This window comes from Anaeromyxobacter oryzae (assembly GCF_023169945.1).
Lineage (GTDB): Bacteria > Myxococcota > Myxococcia > Myxococcales > Anaeromyxobacteraceae > Anaeromyxobacter > Anaeromyxobacter oryzae.
Genome location: NZ_AP025591.1, coordinates 1,524,563 through 1,543,365, shown reverse-complemented (window position 1 = coordinate 1,543,365; position 18,803 = coordinate 1,524,563). Strand labels below are relative to the sequence as shown.

Below are 18,803 nucleotides of genomic sequence, written 5' to 3'. Positions count from 1 at the left end.
GCGCGGGGCCGCTGCGGGCGCTAACGTCGACCCATGGACTACGTGAAGCTCGGACGAACGGGGCTCGAGGTCTCCCGCATCTGCCTCGGCTGCATGAGCTACGGCGTGCCCGAGCGTGGGCCGCACCCGTGGACGTTGCCCGAGGAGAAGGCGCGGCCGTTCATCGAGCGGGCGCTCGCCCTCGGGATCAACTTCTTCGACACGGCGAACGTCTACTCGGACGGGACGAGCGAGGAGATCGTCGGTCGCGCGCTCCGCGACCTCGCGCGCCGCGACGAGGTCGTCATCGCGACGAAGGTGCACGGACGGATGCGGCCCGGACCGAACGGGGCGGGGCTGTCCCGCAAGGCGATCCTCGCCGAGCTCGACGCGAGCCTCCGGCGCCTCGGGACCGACTTCGTGGACCTGTACCAGATCCATCGCTGGGACGACGGCACGCCGATCGAGGAGACGATGGAGGCGCTGCACGACGTCGTGAAGGCGGGGAAGGTGCGCTACGTCGGCGCGTCCTCGATGTACGCCTGGCAGTTCGCGAAGGCGCTCCACGTCGCGGACCGGAACGGCTGGACGCGGTTCGTCTCGATGCAGGACTACGTGAACCTGCTGTACCGCGAGGAGGAGCGCGAGATGCTGCCCCTCTGCCGCGCCGAGGGGATCGCGGTCCTGCCGTGGAGCCCGCTCGCGCGCGGCCGCCTCGCGCGCGACTGGGACGAGGCGAGCGCGCGGTCCGAGACGGACGAGTTCGGCAAGACGCTGTACCCCGCGGCGTCCGCCGAGGCCGACCGCAAGGTCCACGCGCGGCTCACCGAGGTCGCCGCGCGGCTCGGGGTGCCGCGGGCGCAGGTGGCGCTCGCCTGGGTGCTCCAGAAGGGTGGCGTGACGGCGCCGATCGTCGGCGCGACGAGGATGCAGCACCTCGACGACGCGGTCGCCGCGCTCTCGCTCCGGCTCGCACCGGAGGACGTCGCCGATCTCGAGGGCCCCTACGTGCCCCACGGCGTCGTCGGGTTCCGCTGAGGTCCGGCACGGCCGCGTCACGGCACCGTCCACTCCCCGTCCGCGATCACCTGGGTCCCGTCCGCCTGCGCGAACCGCACGACGTACCCGCCCTTCGAGGCGAACCGCTGGCCGGGTGCGAGGCCGAGCCTCGGGTAATAGCCGTTCACCTGACGGTGGCTCAGCAGCGCCTCGACCCGCTCCACCAGGTAGTCGCGCACGAAGCTGTCCAGCATGTGGCCGACGGTCTCCGAGAGGATGACGCAGGCGAGGTACGTGTCGGTCTGCACCCGCTCGTCGACGACGGGGATGTGCCGCACGGCGAACCATCCCAGCGGGAAGCTCATCCGCACCTTCCGCCGCTCGGGGAGATCGAACGGATACGTCAAGCGCGCCGTGCCGCGCCACGCCGGCGGGAGCGGCGCGTGCTCCAGGTCGCCCATCAGCCCGGACGCGTACACGGCGGTGACGCCGGCCGGCGGGGCGGGGAGCGCGGCCAGGTCATGGGGCCGGAGCCACAGGACGACGGCGTCGCCGGCGCGCGAGTCCCCGAGCGCCTCCGCGAGGCGCTGCCTCGCCGGGCCGGGCGACACGACGCGCGACGCCGCCTCGAGCCCCGCCGCAGCGGCCGCGGCCTGGAGCGCGCGGGCCGCCTCGGCCCCGACGTCCCCTTCGCGGAACAGCGACACCACCCGGCGGACGCCCAGGTCGTGCCGGCGCGCCTGGAGCTCCCGGGCGATCAGGTCCGCCTCGAGCAGCACGCCGCGGGAGAAGTAGACCGGGTAGAAGTCCCGCTCCGAGACCACCGGCGCCTCCACGTTCGGCAGCAGGCAGGGGAGGGCGGCGCGCTCGCAGAAGCGATGCACCGGGGCCCAGGTCCTTCCGCCGATCCCGGAGATCACGGCGAACACCGGCGTGGCGGCCAGGTGGTGGCTGAGCTGCTGCTCCCACCCCTCCGGCGGTCCGGAGAGCTCCCAGACGTGCAGCGTCCACTTCCGGTTCACCCGGTACATGACGCCGCGGCTCGACTGCAGGGGCGGGCTCTCGCCGCGGTAGCCGGCGTTCTTGTCCGCGAAGAACTGGTGCAGGACGTCGAGCATGCCCCGGCGCGCGATCGGATCGGCGTCGGGGGTGATCACGGTCGCGAAGTGCAGCGTGTCGCGCTCGACGCCGGGCACCGCGCCGGTCGTGAGGCCCCGGAGGTACGCGACGAGCGACGCCATCGTCGCGTCGTCGAGCCGGTACCGCGGCATCACGAAGCCGAGCGCCCGGCCCTGCGGGTCCTTGCCCTCGCGGATCGCCCTCGCCAGCGTCGCGTCCGTGTACGCGTCGCGCCGGGGAACGTAGCCCTGGACGTGCGGGAGCTCGGGGTCCTCGACGTTCCGCGCCCCGGGCCGGAACAGGTACCGGCCGATGATGGGCGGGATCACGAGCTGTCCTTCCCAGCTTCCGAGGCCGCTGCGGCGGTGGCACGTGGCGCACGCCGCGGCGGCCCCCTCGACGCCGACGCCCCCTTCGCGCTCGCCGCGCAGCGGCCGTCCCGAGGGCAGCACGCCCTCGCGGTAGAGCCGCTCGCCGGCGGCCGGCGAGGCGGGGGCCGCCCACGCGCCCGCCGCGGGGAGCACGAGGAGGGCGGCCAGCGCGAGCCGGCGAGGTCCCGGAAGTCGCGCCGCCGTGCGGGATCCGCTCGCGATCGCGTCGCGCATGCCCGTGCGCCTCAGCGGGCGGCGATCAGCTCGCGGACGGCGCTGGTCAGCTCGTCGGGCGACGCGAACCCGTCGATGCGCACCCAGGGACGCCCCGGCGCGGCGCGGAGGAACGCGACCGGCGTGTGATCCATCTTGTCGCCGCGGTACACGTCGAAGGCGCGCTGGGCCGCGACGCTCGCCTCGGCGGTGCCCGTGTAGAACCGCCATCCGGGACCTGCGCCGAAGCTCCTCGCGTACTCGGAGAGGCGCGCCGGCGTGTCCTGCTCCGGGTCGATGGAGATCGAGACCAGGTGCACCCTGTCGCGCTCGCTCCCGAGCCGCTCCTGGAGCTGGGCGAAGGTCCTGCTCATGACCGGGCAGATGGTCGCGCAGGTGGTGAAGACGAAGTTCAGCACCACCGGGCGTCCGTCGTCGAGCTCCGCGGGGAGCGAGACGGACTTCCCGTCGTCCCGGACGAGCGTGATCGGGGGGAGCGTGTAGCGGGCCGTCGAGCGCGTCGCCCTCTTCAGGGCGCCCATCGCGTCGTGGCAGTGGGCGTGCGGGTCGGGCCCGTCGGCCGCCCGCGCAGCGGACGGAACGGGGCCCAGCATCGCGCAGGCGGCGAGCGCCAGCGCGGCGAAGGGAGACCGGGTGAGGGAGCTCATGACGACCTCTTCGCGGAGTGCGGGTGAGGGGCGGTGAGGCTCGACGAGCGGCGGGGAGGCCGGCTCAGCCCGGGTTCGTGAACCGCGCATCGTCGAGCCTCGGGTTCAGGACCACGCGGTCCAGGACGATCTTCTCCGAGCCCTTGACGCCCTCGACGGCGGTCTCGAGGACGTGCGGGATGAGGAGCCCGGCGACGGTGCGGTAGTCGCGGAAGGAGGTCCACACGGACCGCGGCCGTCCGTCCACCCGCCGCGTCCCCTCGACCTTCACGTCGAGGAACGTCTGCGCGTCCACCCAGACGTGGCGGACCTGGCCGTCGCCGGCCGTGACCTTGAGCCGGTAGGCGTCACGGCCGTCCACCGGCTCCTCGCCCTCGAGCTCGACCTTGCCGCCGGTCGCGGCCGCGTCGAGGAGCGGGCCGTCGAGCTCCGACTGCTGCGACGCCACCCGCAGCTCCTCGGCGGTGAAGGGCTCCACCTCGCGCCGCCCGAGGAACGGCCGCAGCTTGCTCCCGCTGCGCCCGTCGTAGACCTGCACGGCGGTCTCGCCGCGGAACCGGACCTCCACGCGCGCCTTGTGGGGCCGCTTCAGCTCCATGACGAACGGCAGCTGCACGGGCTTCGGCGGCTCTGCCTCCCGCGCGCGCGCCAGCGCGATCCGGGCTTCCGCCCTGGTCTGCCGCGCCTGCCGGAGGTAGGCCATCGCCAGCTTGACCGGGTCCCGGGGCGTGCCGGCGTCCAGCGTCCCGGACACGGACATGGACTCGACGGCGCGCCACGCCTTCACGCCGCCGCGCGCCGCGGCGTTCTTCTCGAGGATGGGCTCGGCGGCGCGCTCGGCGGCGTTCCTCGAGTGGCAGCCGATGGCCGAGATCGCGAGGGCGAGGACGGTGGCCCGGAGTGCGGCGGAGAGCGACGGGGTGCGGCTGATCATGTTCACTCCTTCGAAGAAGAGCTCGGCCCGGCGTCGACGGCGCCGGGCGCGCCTAGTCGACCACCACGCCCTCTGCGCGGAGGTTGCCGACCACGATGGTCACGCGGCTGCCTCGCTTCACGAGCCGGCCCGGGTTCCCGAAGATCATGAAGTACGTGCGGTCCTGCTGCGGCGGCGCCATCTGGCGCAGCTCGCCGACGTTCTCCATCGCGGGGACCGCGAGCGCGGTGCGGGTCGCCTCGTCGATGAGGTACGGCCGCGCCTTGCGATCGGTCAGCGCCGCGGCCTTCTCCGGATCCACCACGCGGTAGTCGAACCGGAGCATGTAGCCGGACGACACCGGCCGGACGCCGACGATGTCGACGCCCCACGTGCGCTGGAAGTGGAGGCCGCGGCGGGCGTGCCAGCTCGCCGAGGTCTCCCGCTTCGCCGTCGCCGCCGGCCGCGCCCGGGCGGCGCCCGCGGCGGCGGGGGTTCCGGCCTGGGCCGGCGCCGGGGCGACGCCGGCGCCGAGCAGCGCCGCGACCAGCGCCGGGATCGCCGTGCTCGTTCTCGCGGTCACGGGCTCCTCCTCATCTCCGCGTGACGGCGGCGGTCGTGAGGCCGGTGCCCCACACCGGCGAGCCGAGCAACCCGGCGTTCACCGCTCCGGCCACGTGGCTCACGTCGATGCGCGCCCCTGGGCTGGTGACGCCCGTGCCCTTCGGGCCTGCGGAGGTCGGCGCGAACACGACGCTGAACGTGCAGGACGCGCCTGCGGCGAGGTGGGTGGTCGCGGTGCAGGTGTCTCCCGGACGGAAGGCGGCCAGGAACTGGGTCGCGAAGGTGCCGGTCGCGAGCGGGTTGCCGTTCAGCCACAGCTCGCCGCCGGCGGGGAGCGATCCCGTGTTGGTGATCGTGAACTGGAAGGGCGCGCTCTGCGTGCCGACCGGCTGGCTCCCGAAGCCGTGGCCGACCGTGGGCCCCGGCGCGATCCGGTAGGACTGGATCGCGCCGGTGCCGGTGAGCGCGACGCCGGCGCTCGCGGCGTTCGTCGCGTTCACGGTCAGCGTGGCGGTCTGCGGGCTCGGGGCGAGCGTGACGGGCGCGAAGGTCACGGAGATCGTGCACGACGCGCCCGACGCGAGGCCAGCGCCGCCGACCGGACAGGTCGACGTGAAGCCGTACCGGAGCGCGGCGTTGCCGCTCGCGATCGTCGGCGTGGCGAGGTTTGCCGTGGCGCCTCCGACGTTCGACACCGTGACGACCAGGGTCCGGGTGGTGTTGATGGACACCGCGCCGAAGGGGAGCGGGCTCGGGCTCACGGCCAGCATGGGCGTGGGGATGAAGAACTCGTCGGCGCCGATGTCGAAGCGGGCCCCCATCGGCCGCGGCTGGCCGTCGAAGTCGTGGTTCGGCGCCCCGGTCGGCGTGCCGGCGTTGAAGGCCGGAGACGTCGAGCCGATGACGGTGCCGGAGGCGTTCGTGACGGCGCCGCCGAGGTGGTAGTCGCCGAACGGCTTCCCGGTCGCCGGGTTGGTCGTGTACAGCGGCCCGTACCGGAGGTTCACGTAGTTGTTGCCCTCGTCGACGGTCGCGGCGACCTGGAGGTTCTTCACGCTCGCGGGGTCGATGACGCCGGGCAGCTCCGGCACGACGCGCGAGCCGTTGCAGTACGGATCGACGAGGGTCGGGTTCGCGTTCCCGTTGCCGCTGCCGGGGTAACCGGCGGTGATGATCGAGAAGCTCGGCGCGAGCGCGGCCGGGCCGGGCGTCGCGGCGGAGGTGTCGCCGAGCACGCCGAGGTCCCAGTACTTGGCGCCCGGGACGCACTGGCCGGTCGCCGTCTGATCGGGCAGGTGGGCGCACGCGGGCGTCACGTCGGCGAGGCTGTTCCCGACGCAGAGGCCGCCGTTGCCGTCGTAGAAGAACGACCGGTTCTGCCAGAGGACGTCGTTCACGAGGAGCGGGCTCGAGATCGCCCGCTGCGTGGCGGTCAGGCGGGAGCCGGGGCCGATGGCCGCCCGGAGCGCGCCGCTGGTGGGCTCGGAGGCGATGCCGGCGGGGCTCGGGCGGCCGACGCCGGCCTGGCCGGTCGTGGCCCCGGGGAGGGCGACGCCGCCCGCCAGCACCACGCCGGCGATGCCGACGCTGTCGTTGGACGAGACGGTGTCGTTCACGATCCGGCTGACCACCGCGTCGGCGAGCGAGATGCCGCCGCCCGCCCAGCCGGCCACGTTGTCGACCACCATGTTGTTCGTGAGGGAGACCGCGAACCACCGGCTCGGCACGTTCGGGTTCGCCGCCACGTCCGCGCCGTTCACCTGCTGCAGGCGGATGCCGCCGCCGCTCCCGCCCTCGGCGAGGTTCCCGCGGATGAGGTTCGCGTCGATGGTGAGGTCGCCGGTGCCGAGGGACAGGGTCCCGGCGATCGGCGGCTCGCCGCCGACGAAGATCCCGCCGCCGTGGGTCGTGGCGGTCTGCTGGAAGCTCTGGTTGAACAGGATCTGGTTGAACGCGATCGTGCCGCCCTGGCTGAACCCGAGGTGGCCGATCCCGCCGCCGTCGGAGCTGCTGTAGTTGCCGCAGATGAAGTTGTGGTCGACGCTGTACCCGTCGGTGCCGCTGCAGATCGAGACGCCGCCGCCCGCGCCGCCGTTCCCGATCGGCGCCTCGAGGCTGCCGTTCTTCGTGATGGCGTTGTGGTGGATCCGCACGCCGTCGTCGTAGCCGAGGCCGACTGCCTGGCCGCGCGCGATCGGAAGCTGCTCGAGCTCGAGGTACGGCACGCCGACCCGGATGCCGCCGTTGTAGGCGCCGGCGTTCCCGTACACGCGGTCGTTCGAGATCTCGAGCTGGTGGGCCCAGCCGTTGACGTAGATGCCGCCGCCGGCGTCACCCCCGGTGACGCTGAGGCCGTCGATGCGCGAGGGGGCGCACAGGAAGTTGCTCTCGTACCCCACCGCCGTCACGTCGAAGCACCGCGAGGCGGGGAGGTTCTTCGCGAGCACGGTGATGCCGGCGCCCTCCTCGGTGCCGAGCACCGTCGGCTCGAGCACGACCGTGCCGCCGGTGATCTCCTGGCCGGGGAGCGGGTCGACCTGCGACGGACCGACCTGGTTCCCGATGATCGGGTCGATGTTGAACAGCGCGTTGATCCGCGGCCGCCAGGCCTCGAGCTTGGACGTCGGGTACTTCGCCGCGTTGATGATGACCGACGCGGCGCCGACGCCCTGCAGCCGGACCGGCTTCCACATGATCACGAGCTCGCTGTAGGTCCCGGCGTCGATCAGGATGAGGTCGCCCGGGCTCGCGGTGTCGATGGCGCCCTGGATGGTGGAGACCCCCGGCGAGACGCGCGCCGGCGTCCTGTCCTCGAGGTTCACGGTGACGGTGTCGAGCGAGGTCTGGCCGGCGGCGGTGGTGATGGACAGCTCGCCGGTCGGCGTGCCGGCCGGGACGGCGACGACGATCGTGCCGTCGCTCCACCCCGTGACGCTGCCGGTGAGGTCGACGTTGCCGATCCGGACGCTGCCCCGCGCGCTGCCGAACCCGTAGTGGCGGGTGATCGTGAGCTGGCTCGTGAGGCCGCTCGCCGCGAACGGGCCGGCGTAGGCCGGGTTCTGCACCTGCTGATCGCCCTGCGCGGTGATCGTCAGCGTGCCGCCCGTGGTCGGCAGCCACGGGCCGAACCCGCCGCTCCCGTCCACCCGCTGGATGGCGGGCGTCGCGTCGGGGAGGGCGCAGTCGGCGGGGTTGTAGCCGGCCGCGAAGGCCGCGATGGGCAGGACCGGGGTGTCCAGGTACGTCGTCTGCCCCGGCATGTACGGGTTCGTGTAGCAGAAGTTGCTGTACGCGGGGTTGTAGGCCGGATCCGTGACGGGCGCGCCGGTGACGGGATCCGGGATCGGTCCCGGGTCGTTGATGCAGGTGACGAGCATGTTCGGCCCGTAGCCGGACGGCGTCGGCGGGTTCACGAGCCAGCTCGACGGCGTCATCATGTTGTACGCGCCCCACTGGTCGCTGTAGGTGCGGCCGATCTCGTTCCCGGTGAAGTCCTTGATCGACACCGGGACGAAGGGCACCGAGGCCTTCTCGCCGAAGTCCGGCGAGACCGCGTTGAACTCGGAGGAGGCGTCGTCGAGGATGATGCCCGTGTTGTTCGAGGCGACGGGCGTCTCGGTGAAGACGAAGAAGGTCGCGCTCGCCTGCATCTGATCGTTCAGCACCACCTTCTTGCGGTCGCACAGCGGCCGGTCCATGCCGGCGAACGGCGCGACCTGCTGCGCCTGCGGGTAGAGGCTCAGGAAGTCCGGCACGCGGTGCAGGTTGCCGACGCACTCGGGGAACGCCGTGCCGGTGGTGACGCCGTAGACGCCGAGGTTCGTGGTGGGATCGCTCTGGAAGCCGGGGTCGCCGGTGCCCGGGGCGTACGGGTTCGCGTTGTTCAGGGTCGCCTGGTCCGGGAGGATGAAGATGCTGGCGAGGGCGCCGAACTGCTGCGGCGCGGGCCCGGTGAACGCGTCGCCGATGAGGATGTTCTTGTCCTCCTCCTTCACGACCTCGTAGCCGGGCGGCGTGACCTCCTCGACCACGTACGTGCCCGGCGGGAGGCTGACCAGGGTCTGGCCGGCGGCCTTCTGCGCCCCCGTGAGCGGGTGCGCCGCGACGTAGGCCGCGCTCGGGAAGACGTAGCGGCCGTCGTACGGGGCGGCCTGCACCTGGTTCCAGTCGTGCCAGCCGTCGTAACAGCGCTGCCGGTCGGTCGCGCCGAGGGTGTAGCTCACGAAGGGATCGGCCGGGTCCTGCCCGGGGCACTGCAGGTTGACCTGCTTGCCGGCCGGGTACGCCGCGGCCGGGGCGAGCGCGCCGGTGGCGGGGACGCGGAGCCTGCCGTCCGAGGCCAGGAGGTACTGCGCGCCGTCGGCGCCGTACACCAGGTTCGCGTAGTCGTCGAAGCTGGAGGTCTGCGTCGTGTCGACGAGCGTGAGCGTGCCGGTGCCGTCGGCGAGCGTCTCCTTGCGGTAGAGGTTCACGGTGACGCGCGGGACGAGCGGCTCCCAGATCGTCTGCACGTTGAACCGCATGTCGTCGAAGGGGCGCGTGGACGAGTAGACGACCGTGCCGACGATGCCTCCGTTCTCGCCCTTCACGTAGGGCGTCCGCCCCCACTCCACGCGGTTTCGCTGGCTGATGAAGCTCTGCACGCCGTAGCTCAGCGCGCCGGGCTGCTCCACGCGCTCGGTGCTCCCGTCGGGCGCGTAGGCGTAGGTGGAGGTCCACAGGCTGGCGCCGGGGCCGGACGTGTCGGGCTTGCCGCCGCCGTCCACCCAGACGTGGACGCCGGTCTGCTTGTAGCGGGTGGTGTCCGCCTCGGCGACGTACCAGTTGAAGAGCGGGAACAGCTCGACGAGGATCCCGTTCCCGGTGCTGTCGGAGAGGGTGGCGTTGGACGGCGCGCCGTTCCGGTAGCGGACGGTGAGCGGCACGTTGGAGATGCCGGGCTCGCCGGGGTCGAGCTTCCCGTTGCCGTTCAGGTCCATGAAGATGTTCTGGTCGTACTGCGTGAACCAGCTCAGCACCGGGAGGTCGCCGAGGGCGACGGCCGGCGTGTTGGCCGGGACCGTCACCGCGACGTTCTGGATGATCTGGTCCAGCCACTGGTCGAAGATGGCGAGGTCGTAGCTGCCGGCCGGCACGCCGGTGAGCACGAAGTTGCCATCCGGATCGCACTCGGCGGCCGCGACCGCGGGCCCGTCACCCGCCTGCGAGTTCAGCACCACCTGGCAGGTGGTGGAGAACAGCATGCCGTACGAGCCCGAGTCCCACAGCGTGACGTCGGACGGGTGCGACATGTGCTGGTTCGTGATCTTGCCGGTGATCGTGCTCGTGCCCGTGAAGCCGCTGGCCGCCGCGTACGCGGCCACGTGTGCGGGGTTCACGAAGCCGATGGTCACGTGCGGGCCGGGCGGCCCGAACTCCTGGAAGTACGTCGGCTCGTTCACGCCGACGAACGCGTCCTGCGCGGCCGTGCCCTCGAGCGTCTCGGTCTGCCACCAGATCTCGCCCGCGCCCTCGCGCGCCGCGCCGGGATGGGCGATCACGTCGTAGCGGGCCGGCGTCAGGTTCTGGATGAGCGCGTGCCCCGCGAGCGCGTACCTCGCCGGATTCGCCGCCGGCGTCCCCTCGTTCGGATCGTTCGGGCACGTGTAGACCACGCCCACCAGGTTCCCCGCCGCCGCGGTCCCGGTGCCGTTCGTCGCCGTGTTCAGCTCGTCCGGGCAGCCCGGCCTGCCGAGCAGCGCGTTCGAGAGCGGCATGTTGAAGGCGTCGTAGCTCTGCTGCCCGGCGACGTCGCCGGTGCGGCCGGCCGGGTCCATGAGGATGATGTTGAAGCCGCCCAGGGGGCTCTCGGCCGGCTCGTCCTGGCCGTTCGTCGGCGAGTCGTCCTCGTAGACGTAGATGCTCATCTGCGCCGTCGGGAGCGGCGTCGCCTCGAGCTTGATCGTGAGCGGGGCCCACGCGGCGCCGGCCGCCTTGACCTGCCCGCCGCCCATGGTGTGGCCGGGCGGGCTGCCGTCGCCGGGCAGGATGGAGACGTAGTACCGCCGCGTCGGATCGAGCGCGACCTGGTCCGGCGTCGTCTGGTGCGCGAGCGCGTCGGCGTCGGTCACGACGACCCCGCGGACGGACTGCCCGCTGCCGCAGCTCACGGGGCCGACGCAGCCGGTGGCCACGACGGGCATGTGGCTCCGGTGGAAGCTCGTGCCCACCGTGCGCGTGGTGACGGGAGGCGTGGCGGTCGTGCCGTGCGCGAAGGTGAGGTCCTCCTGGAGCGTCCAGCGGTAGTCGGGGATCGCGGCCCCGGTGCTCGCGTCGACGACCGAGACCGCGAGGCCCGCGACGCTGCCGGCCGCGCCGAAGGTCACGGTGACGGTGGCGGGGGCGCTCGCGGTGCCCTGCGAGTTCGTCGCCACGTACGTGAACTGGCACGAGGGCGGGCTGCCCGTCACCGTGAACGAGCCGTCCGGCGCGAGCGCGACGGAGCCGCAGGTGCTGCCGGCGACCGAGCCGGCGGTGAGCGGGAACCGGTTCGGATCGGTGTCGTTCGCGAGGACGCCGGGGATCGGCGCGCTGAAGCTCGAGACGAGGCTGCTCGTGTACGCGTCGGGGTTCGCGACCGGCATGTTCGCGGGGCCGGTGAGCTGCGCGGCGACGTTCAGCGTCACGAGCGCCGTCACGGTGGGGTCGCCGTTCGCGACGTACGTGAACTGGTCCACGCCGCTGAACCCGGCCGAGGGCGTGTAGGTGAAGCTGCCGTCGGCGTTCAGTACGAGGGTGCCGTGGGCCGCGCCCGTCCCGAGCACCACGCTCGCGACGGCGACGTCGTTCGTGGTGACGTTCGCGCTGATCGCGGTGTCGAAGGGGACGGCGAACGTGTCGGGGTTTGCCGTGGGGGTCGCCGCGGCGGGCAGGTTCCCCGGCGCGCCCGCCACCGGGATCGTCGTGGCGACGCCGTTGATCGTCGTGGTGGTGGTCGCGGCGGCGGCGTGGTCCACGAGGAGGAAGGCCTGGAGGCCGCCGTCGGGGTGGTTGTCGGTGCTGAGGCTGAGGGACCGGTCGAACACCGTGAAGGTGCCCGGCGCGTAGGACGTGCCGCCGGTGCTCGCGGGCGGCCTCACCACCGCGTCGTAGGTCTTGCCCGCGGTGAGCAGCACCTCGTTCTGGAGCTTGGGGTTGCCCGGCGCTGGGTTGCCGTCCTCGGCGACGAGCGCCATGGGGAGGCCGACGATGGACGGGACGTGGGTGCGCGAGCCGGCGTTGAGGAGCCGGACCAGGATGTTGCCGGTGCCGTACGGCGCCGTGCTGCCCACCTCGACGACCGTGTTCTGCGGCGAGGTCCTGTCGAAGGGCTTCCCGTTCACGAGGAAGTACGTCGGCGCGTAGTTCACGGCGGCCGGGTAGCAGGGCTGCGTCGCCGTGCAGGCCGGGTCGTCGAAGCGCACGTTCACGTCCGTGCCGGCCAGCGCGGCCGCGTCCACGGCGGCGTTCTGCCGGGGGTCGATCTCGCTGAGCAGCAGCGCCGCGTCGTCGTCGTACGTCACGCCGGGGTAGGCGGTGCCCGGCGCGGACGTGACCACGAGCACGCCGTAGAGGCCCATCGGCACCTGGAGCGACGGGAGCGTGCCCGTCTCGTAGAGGTACGTCCCGGGCCGCAGGCTCGACCACGTCAGCGTGGTCGTCGTCGGCCCGGTGGTCGCGGTGGCCGCCGGGACCTCCGTGCCGAACGAGCGGACGCGCGGGCCCTGCGCGGGCGGCACGAACGGCGCCGGCGCGGGGGCGTTGCCCGGGAACGTCGTGAAGCTCTGCCCGGTGTGCGCCGGGCTGGGCATCTTCTGCGGCGCTCCGACCCCGCCGCCGAGCTGCCCGAGCACCACGAGGGAGGTCGGCGCGGGCAGGCCGTTCGTGAGGTTGATCTGCAGCGTGTCACCGGCCGTCGCGACGATCGTGGGACCCGGCGCCCACGCCGCCGTGCAGGAGCCGGTCACGCAGTAGCCCCACATCGGCAGGGCGGTGCCGTCGCGCAGCGTGGTGGTCATGCGCTGCGCCGTCAGGTTGATGGCGGTGCCGGGCACGTTCGTGATCCGAACCTGCAGCGGGCTCCGGGACGACGACGTCGCCGGCTTCGGGCTGGAGCGGCTGCTCGAGCTGCACGCGGCGCCGAGCGCCAGCAGCGCCAGGGCGCCGGCCGTCGTCGAGAGGCGCACGTTCACTGGGAGATGGGGTGCCATGGGATGCTCCTCGATCCTTCGTGCGCCTCAGAGGGTCTCGTCGATGAACCAGGACGGAGGGTCGATGAGCAGCATCGACATGATCCCGCCGGGGAAGACGTCGTTCGTCGTGATCTCGCGCTCGTTGTGCGAGTGCCACATGTACGCGTAGCCGGCCTGCGGGTTCTGGTTGAGCGTGCCCGGCGGCTCGTTGGTGCCGGTGAACGCGCCCGTGCTCTGGATCCCGAGGTAGGGCGTGCCGCCGTACCACTGGCCGATGGCGACGATGGTCGGATCGGGCGGCGCCACCGGGATCGGCTTCAGGTGGTCGGCGCACCACTCGCCGTAGTTCGGATCCGTCGGGACCGAGTGGTAGCCGGCCGCGTCCGGCGTGCAGGTGCTGCCGTCGCCGGCGTGGTGGTTGTAGACGTCCCAGTTCAGCCCCTTGCCGGTCCAGGTGAAGATCTGGTCCTGCGTCTGGCCGGAGACGGTGGGCGTCGTGAACAGGAGCGGGCCGGCGAGCGACACCTGGTCGATCGCGCTCACGAGGAGGTTGCCGTCGCGCGCGAGGACGCGCGCGTGGTTCCCGTGGAAGTGGAACGGGTGCTGCCACCGCCCCTGGCCGACGATCCGCATCAGGATCTTCTCGCCCGGGTGCATGTGCGGGTTGGCGTTGTAGGGCTGGTGCGCGTAGCCGGGCGCGTACGACGTGTCCATGTCGTCGGGCATCGACCGACCGTTCAGGAGGAAGTAGTTCGGGTGGTAGGGCTCCGTGACCGCGACGATCGCCGGACACGGGCCGACGGGGCAGGCCTGCACCTGCGCGAGCGCCGCGTCGTGGATGCGGGAGTCCATCTCGCTCAGCTGGAACATGTACTCGCGGTCGTAGCAGGTGGCGGCGTTGTCGAACGCCGCGGCGGCGAGCGAGAAGCGTCCCTTCACGCACCCCGCCGGCGGGCTCGCGGGCAGCACGACGATGGCGCCGAAGAGCCCCATCTCGATCTGCAGGTCGGCCTGCGTCCCGCTGTGGTAGGCGTGCGTCCCGGGCGAGGTCGCCGTGAAGCTGTACGTCACGGTGCCGCCGCCGCTGGCGGCCTCCTGCGTGAGCAGGCCCGCCACGCCGCCCGTCGTCGTGACCTGGAACCCCGGGAAGACGATGGAGGTGTTGCCCGCGGCGGGCGGGAGGCCGTTCCTGAGGGTGACCGTGACGAGCTGACCCTCGGTCACGATCAGCGTCGGCCCGGGCAGCTGCATCTGCGGGCAGGTGCCGGGGAACGGCGCGAAGGCCGGCGTCGTCGCCGGATCACAGCCGTAGCCCCACGAGTAGATGGCGGCCCCGTCGGGCTGGGTGGTGTAGTCGGCCGACGCGACCAGGCTGAAGGACGTGCCGGTGATGCCGGGCACGGCGGCGCGAGCCGGCCGGAGCGGCAGCAGTGCGAACGATGCGCAGACCGCGAGGATTCCCGCGCGCGACGCGCGGCGCTTCGACGTGAAGGGCGTCATGGGGGCGGCTCCTACTGGATGCGGATCTCGGTCATCATTCCGCCGAAGTTCTCGGCGTCGTTCGAGAGGTGATCCAGGTTGGTGCTGTAGAGGAAGAAGGTCTGGCCCGGCTGGTACCGAGGGTCGCCGACGTCGAGGATCACGTCGGTCGACTCGCCGCCGCCCATCGTGATCGAGTTCGTCAGGAAGGTCGTGTCGCCGCCGGCGAGGTCGCGGAGGAGCCGCGCGTTCTGCGCGATCACCCGCATCGGCAGCCCGATCGTCCCGACCGTCACGTGCTCGGTGACGCTGAGCATCGAGAGGCGCAGGAGAGCCCGCGTCTGGCCGGCGGTCTTGTCGATGGTGATGAGGCTGGGCAGCGGCTGCGCGGGCCGCGCCACGCCGTCGGCGGACACGGTCGTGATGGCGCCGGGGTTCACCGTGTCCGGGTACCCGCGCCCGTTCAGGAGCGGGTACTTGTCCTTCATCTCCGCGAAGGACTCGGGGTTGAACGTCATCCCGACGTAGTGGAAGTTGGGGTCGAACCCCATCATCTGGATCGGGTACTCGACGTCGTAGCGGGTCGAGCCGTCCCCGTCGTTGTAGGCGTACCTGGCGCCGCCGGTGACGCCGGTCGCGCCCGTGGTGGCGCTCGCGCCGACGGGCAGCGGCGTCTGTCCGGTGCAGAGGATGTCGCTGCACGAGCGGCCGGTCGCCGAGGGGTCCACGGCGGCCTTGCGGTTCGCGGCCAGCAGCGCGGCCCCGAGGTCGTCGGCCGGGCCGAGCCGGTCCTGGCGGGGGCGGACGTACAGCTGCCCGACCATGCCCATCTGCAGGTGCTCGGGCGGCGTGATGTGGCAGTGCCAGAAGTAGGTCCCGGCGTCGGGCGCCGTGTAGTAGTAGGTGAAGCTCCCGGCGATGTTGATGGCCACCGAGGCGTCCGGCACGCCGTCGAAGAACGACGAGGCGTTCGGGTACCCGTGGAAGTGGACCGTGTGCTGCTCGAACAGGTCCGGCCGCATGATCATCCCGGGGTTGCTGAGGGTGAGGAACAGCTCGTCGTCCTCGTCGATGGCCATGAGCGGCGCCGGCGCGTTCCCGGCGAGCACGCCCATGTCCATGATCCCGGCGGGCTCGGTGACCGCGCCGTTGCTGGGCGTCGCCGCGGCGTTGGCGGCGGCGGTCCCCAGCGCGGAGTAGTTCGGGCCGGAGTAGCCGCCGAGGAACGTGTCCGCGGTCTGCGTGCCCGGGAGCCCGGCCTCGATGTCCCGCAGGCCGGAGAGGGGGCTGAAGGCGAACAGGTAGATCTGGTGGCCGTCGCCCATCGTCGCGTACCCGTCTCCGCCGCCGACGTGCTGGCACTTCACGAGGCCGGGGTGGGCGGGATCGACGGTGCTGCCGTTGGGGTGCAGCGGGGTCGTCGCCGGGCACTGCACCCGGAACGACTGGGCGCCCGCGGGCAGGGCGGAGAGGGCGAGGCAGAGCGCGAGCAAAGCGTGGCGATTCATGACGCGCATGACGGAGAGACCTCCTCGATGGATGAGCGTCCCGGGCTACCGGGAGCGTGAGTGGGCGGAGCGGGCCGGCGCCGGCGAGCGGAACCCGCCGGCGTGGCGCCTCGCGACGTCGCGCGAGCCGTGCCCGGTCGAGCGCTGCGGCCATGCGCCGCCGTGGCGCACGCGGTGACCCGTGTGACCGGCCAGCGCGAGGTGCGGCCAGAGCGCGATCAGCGCCGCCGCCACCGCGGGCCAGAGGAACCGGACGAGACGCCTCGGTCGACTGCTCATTGCCGTGCTCCCCGATCTGAGACCCGGGCCTTCCCGCGCGCCCCCGCGCTCGACTGCCCCGGGTGATCCACCTGCTCGCGCTCGTCTGCATCGGACCTGCCACGCTGCCGCGCCGCGGCGCGGACCGGCGATTCCCCACGAAGCCCGCGGATCGCGGAGCGCGAGGCGACGGTCGCGATCCCGCGGCGCCCGCCGATCCCCGGCGCCGGCGCGTTCCAGGGTGGAGCGCGTGGAACACCGGCTCGGCGCGCGGTGGGCGCGCGCTGCGCGCCCGCGCGTGCGCCGGCGCCCGCTCGAGCGCGGGCACGCGGGATGCTCCGCTCCGCGTGAAAGGAGCGACCGATGCCCAACCGTCACTCACGTCACGGCCGGCCCTCGCGACGGGATCCCTGCGGCCGCGCCGCCTGCCGGGCGCCCGAAGAGCACGTCCCCGTGAGCCTCGACCGGCTGCGCGGCGAGCTGTACCGGCTCCTCGACCAGCTGCCGCGCGCGCCGGCCGGCGCCTACGCCGGCCTGGTGCTCGAGTTCGAGCGAGGCTGGGAGGAGTTCAAGGCCTCCGTGGCGGCGAGCTCGCCGAAGGCCCCGTAGCCCCACGCCCGCAGCTTGCGCCAGAGCGTGTTCCGGCCGATGCCGAGGATCCGGGCCGCGTCCGCCTGCACGCCGCCGCAGGCCTGGAGCACGGCGAGCACGTGGTCCCGCTCCACCTCCGCGAGCGTGCGGAGGTCGCACGCCGGCGCCGCAGCCGCGGGTGGGCGGACGATCTCCTCGGGGAGGTGCTGCGGCTCGATCACCGGCCCCTCCGCGAGCGCGGCGGAGCACCGGATCGCGTTGGACAGCTCGCGGATGTTCCCGGGCCAGCGGTAAGCGACGAGGAGCTCCTGCGCGGCCCGGGCGAGCTCGCGGGGGGGCTCGCGCTCGAGCGCCAGGAAATGGCGGGCCAGGGGGAGGATGTCCTCGCGGCGGTCGCGGAGCGCCGGCAGGCGCAGCGCGTGCACCTTGATCCGGTAGTACAGGTCCGAGCGGAAGTCGCCGAGCTCCACCAGCCGCTCCAGGTCCTTGTGGGTGGCGGCGATCACGCGGACGTCCACGGACAGCGCGCGGTTCGACCCCACCCGGCGCACCTCGCCGTCCTGCAGCACCCGGAGGAGCTTCACCTGGAGCAGGGGCGGGAGATCGGCCACCTCGTCGAGGAGGAGCGTGCCGCCGGAGGCGGCCTCGAAGAGCCCCGGCTTCTCCGCGACGGCGCCGCTGAAGGCGCCCCGCACGTGGCCGAAGAGCTCGCTCTCGAGCAGCTCGCCCGGGATGGCGCCGCAGTTCACCGGGACGAACGGCCCGCTCGCGCGCGGGCTGCCGTGGTGGAGCGCGCGCGCGAGCACCTCCTTCCCGGTCCCGGTCTCGCCCAGCAACACGACCGGGGCGCACGTGCGAGCGATGGCGTGCGCCCGGCGCAGGATCGCCTGCATGGCGGGGCTGCGCGCCTCGAGCCGGCGGCAGGTGCGGACGCCGGCGACCGTCCGTTGCTGGTCACACGAGTGGCACCGCGTGGTCCCGGCCCCGAACGGCTCCTTGCACCACTCCGGCACTGGCAAGCGACGCGCCTTTCCCACTTCCCCGTGCTGCTCGGTCGCCCGCCAAGGTGGGGTGTGCCGGGAGAGATGCCAGTCCAGCGGTCGAGGGACGATGTTTGGAGCGCAAAGCGTGTCGCCCGCCCCGTCCGGCCGCCTTCGGGATGGCTGCGCGCACGCCCCGGGCCGTCGTCGCTCGTGCCGCGCGGCGCGAGCCAAGCCCCGTCCGTGCCTCGCCCCGCGACGCCGCGCCGGCTATCCCCGCGCACGCACCCCAGGAGGTTCGGCGATGAAGGTCGGTGTCCTCGGTTCCGGCGTCGTCGGGCAGGTCCTCGCCGACGGGTTCCTGAAGCACGGCCACGAGGTGATGCGCGGCTCGCGCGACGCGGGGAAGCTCGCGGCGTGGAGGGCGGACGCGGGCCCGGAAGCGCGGACCGGCACGTTCGCCGAGGCGGCGCGGTTCGGGGACGTCGTCGTCCTCGCGGTGAAGGGGACGGCGGCGGCGGGCGTGGTGGACGCCTGCGGCGGCGCCCTCGACGGGAAGCCCGTCCTCGACACGACCAACCCGATCGCGGACGCACCCCCGGAGAAGGGCGTGCTCCGCTTCTTCACCGGGCCCAACGAGTCGCTCATGGAGGCGCTCCAGGCGAAGGCCCCGAGGGCGAGGTTCGTGAAGGCGTTCTCCTGCGTCGGGAACGCGCTGATGGTGAACCCTCGGCTCGCGGGCGGGAGGCCCACGATGTTCGTCTGCGGCGACGACGAGGGGGCGAAGCAGCAGGTCGCGTCGGTGCTCGACCAGTTCGGCTGGGAAACCGAGGACCTCGGCGCGGCCGCGGCCGCCCGCGCGATCGAGCCGCTCTGCATGCTGTGGTGCATCCCGGGGTTCCTCCGCAACGACTGGGAGCACGCCTTCAAGGTCCTGCGGAGGTGACGCGC

At 72.9% G+C, this 18,803-nt stretch carries 11 protein-coding genes; 3 read left to right on the top strand and 8 right to left on the bottom strand.

Annotated elements, in window-relative coordinates; all coding sequences use genetic code 11:
- Positions 1-33: 33 nt before the first annotated feature.
- Positions 34-1,017, top strand: a complete 984-nt coding sequence (locus AMOR_RS06700; RefSeq protein WP_248359927.1) for an aldo/keto reductase — start codon at positions 34-36, stop codon at positions 1,015-1,017.
- A gap of 17 nt (positions 1,018-1,034) precedes the next feature.
- On the opposite strand, the gene AMOR_RS06695 is transcribed toward AMOR_RS06700, so the two are convergent.
- From AMOR_RS06695 to AMOR_RS06665, 7 genes are all read right to left on the bottom strand, one after another.
- Positions 1,035-2,702 (bottom strand): c-type cytochrome, encoded by a 1,668-nt coding sequence (locus AMOR_RS06695; RefSeq protein WP_248359925.1) that lies wholly within the window; start codon positions 2,700-2,702, stop codon positions 1,035-1,037.
- An 11-nt stretch (positions 2,703-2,713) separates the two neighbouring features.
- A complete protein-coding gene (locus AMOR_RS06690) occupies positions 2,714-3,349 on the bottom strand; it encodes an SCO family protein (protein WP_248359923.1) in 636 nt (211 codons plus the stop codon).
- 64 nt (positions 3,350-3,413) lie between these two features.
- Positions 3,414-4,283 carry a LolA-like protein gene (locus AMOR_RS06685; RefSeq protein ID WP_248359921.1) on the bottom strand — a complete coding sequence of 290 codons (870 nt, stop codon included), beginning with the start codon at positions 4,281-4,283 and terminating at the stop codon, positions 3,414-3,416.
- Positions 4,284-4,335: 52 nt separating this feature from the next.
- A complete protein-coding gene (locus AMOR_RS06680) occupies positions 4,336-4,845 on the bottom strand; it encodes a hypothetical protein (protein ID WP_248359919.1) in 510 nt (169 codons plus the stop codon).
- A gap of 10 nt (positions 4,846-4,855) precedes the next feature.
- Positions 4,856-13,054 carry an Ig-like domain-containing protein gene (locus tag AMOR_RS06675; protein ID WP_248359917.1) on the bottom strand — a complete coding sequence of 2,733 codons (8,199 nt, stop codon included), beginning with the start codon at positions 13,052-13,054 and terminating at the stop codon, positions 4,856-4,858.
- A gap of 27 nt (positions 13,055-13,081) precedes the next feature.
- On the bottom strand, positions 13,082-14,536 hold the full coding sequence (locus AMOR_RS06670; RefSeq protein WP_248359915.1) for a multicopper oxidase domain-containing protein: 1,455 nt from the start codon (positions 14,534-14,536) through the stop codon (positions 13,082-13,084).
- Between the two features lie 11 nt (positions 14,537-14,547).
- On the bottom strand, positions 14,548-16,032 hold the full coding sequence (locus AMOR_RS06665; RefSeq protein ID WP_248359912.1) for a multicopper oxidase domain-containing protein: 1,485 nt from the start codon (positions 16,030-16,032) through the stop codon (positions 14,548-14,550).
- A gap of 22 nt (positions 16,033-16,054) precedes the next feature.
- On the opposite strand from AMOR_RS06665, the gene AMOR_RS06660 reads away from it, so the two are divergent.
- Positions 16,055-16,201: a hypothetical protein gene (locus AMOR_RS06660; protein WP_248359910.1), complete on the top strand. Its 147-nt coding sequence runs from the start codon at positions 16,055-16,057 to the stop codon at positions 16,199-16,201.
- 604 nt (positions 16,202-16,805) lie between these two features.
- Here the strand turns inward: AMOR_RS06660 and AMOR_RS06655 are convergent.
- A complete protein-coding gene (locus tag AMOR_RS06655) occupies positions 16,806-17,885 on the bottom strand; it encodes a sigma-54 interaction domain-containing protein (protein WP_248362471.1) in 1,080 nt (359 codons plus the stop codon).
- A gap of 271 nt (positions 17,886-18,156) precedes the next feature.
- Here AMOR_RS06655 and AMOR_RS06650 point away from each other — a divergent pair, with 271 nt between their 5' ends.
- Positions 18,157-18,798, top strand: a complete 642-nt coding sequence (locus AMOR_RS06650) for an NADPH-dependent F420 reductase (RefSeq protein WP_248359907.1) — start codon at positions 18,157-18,159, stop codon at positions 18,796-18,798.
- Positions 18,799-18,803 lie beyond the last annotated feature (5 nt).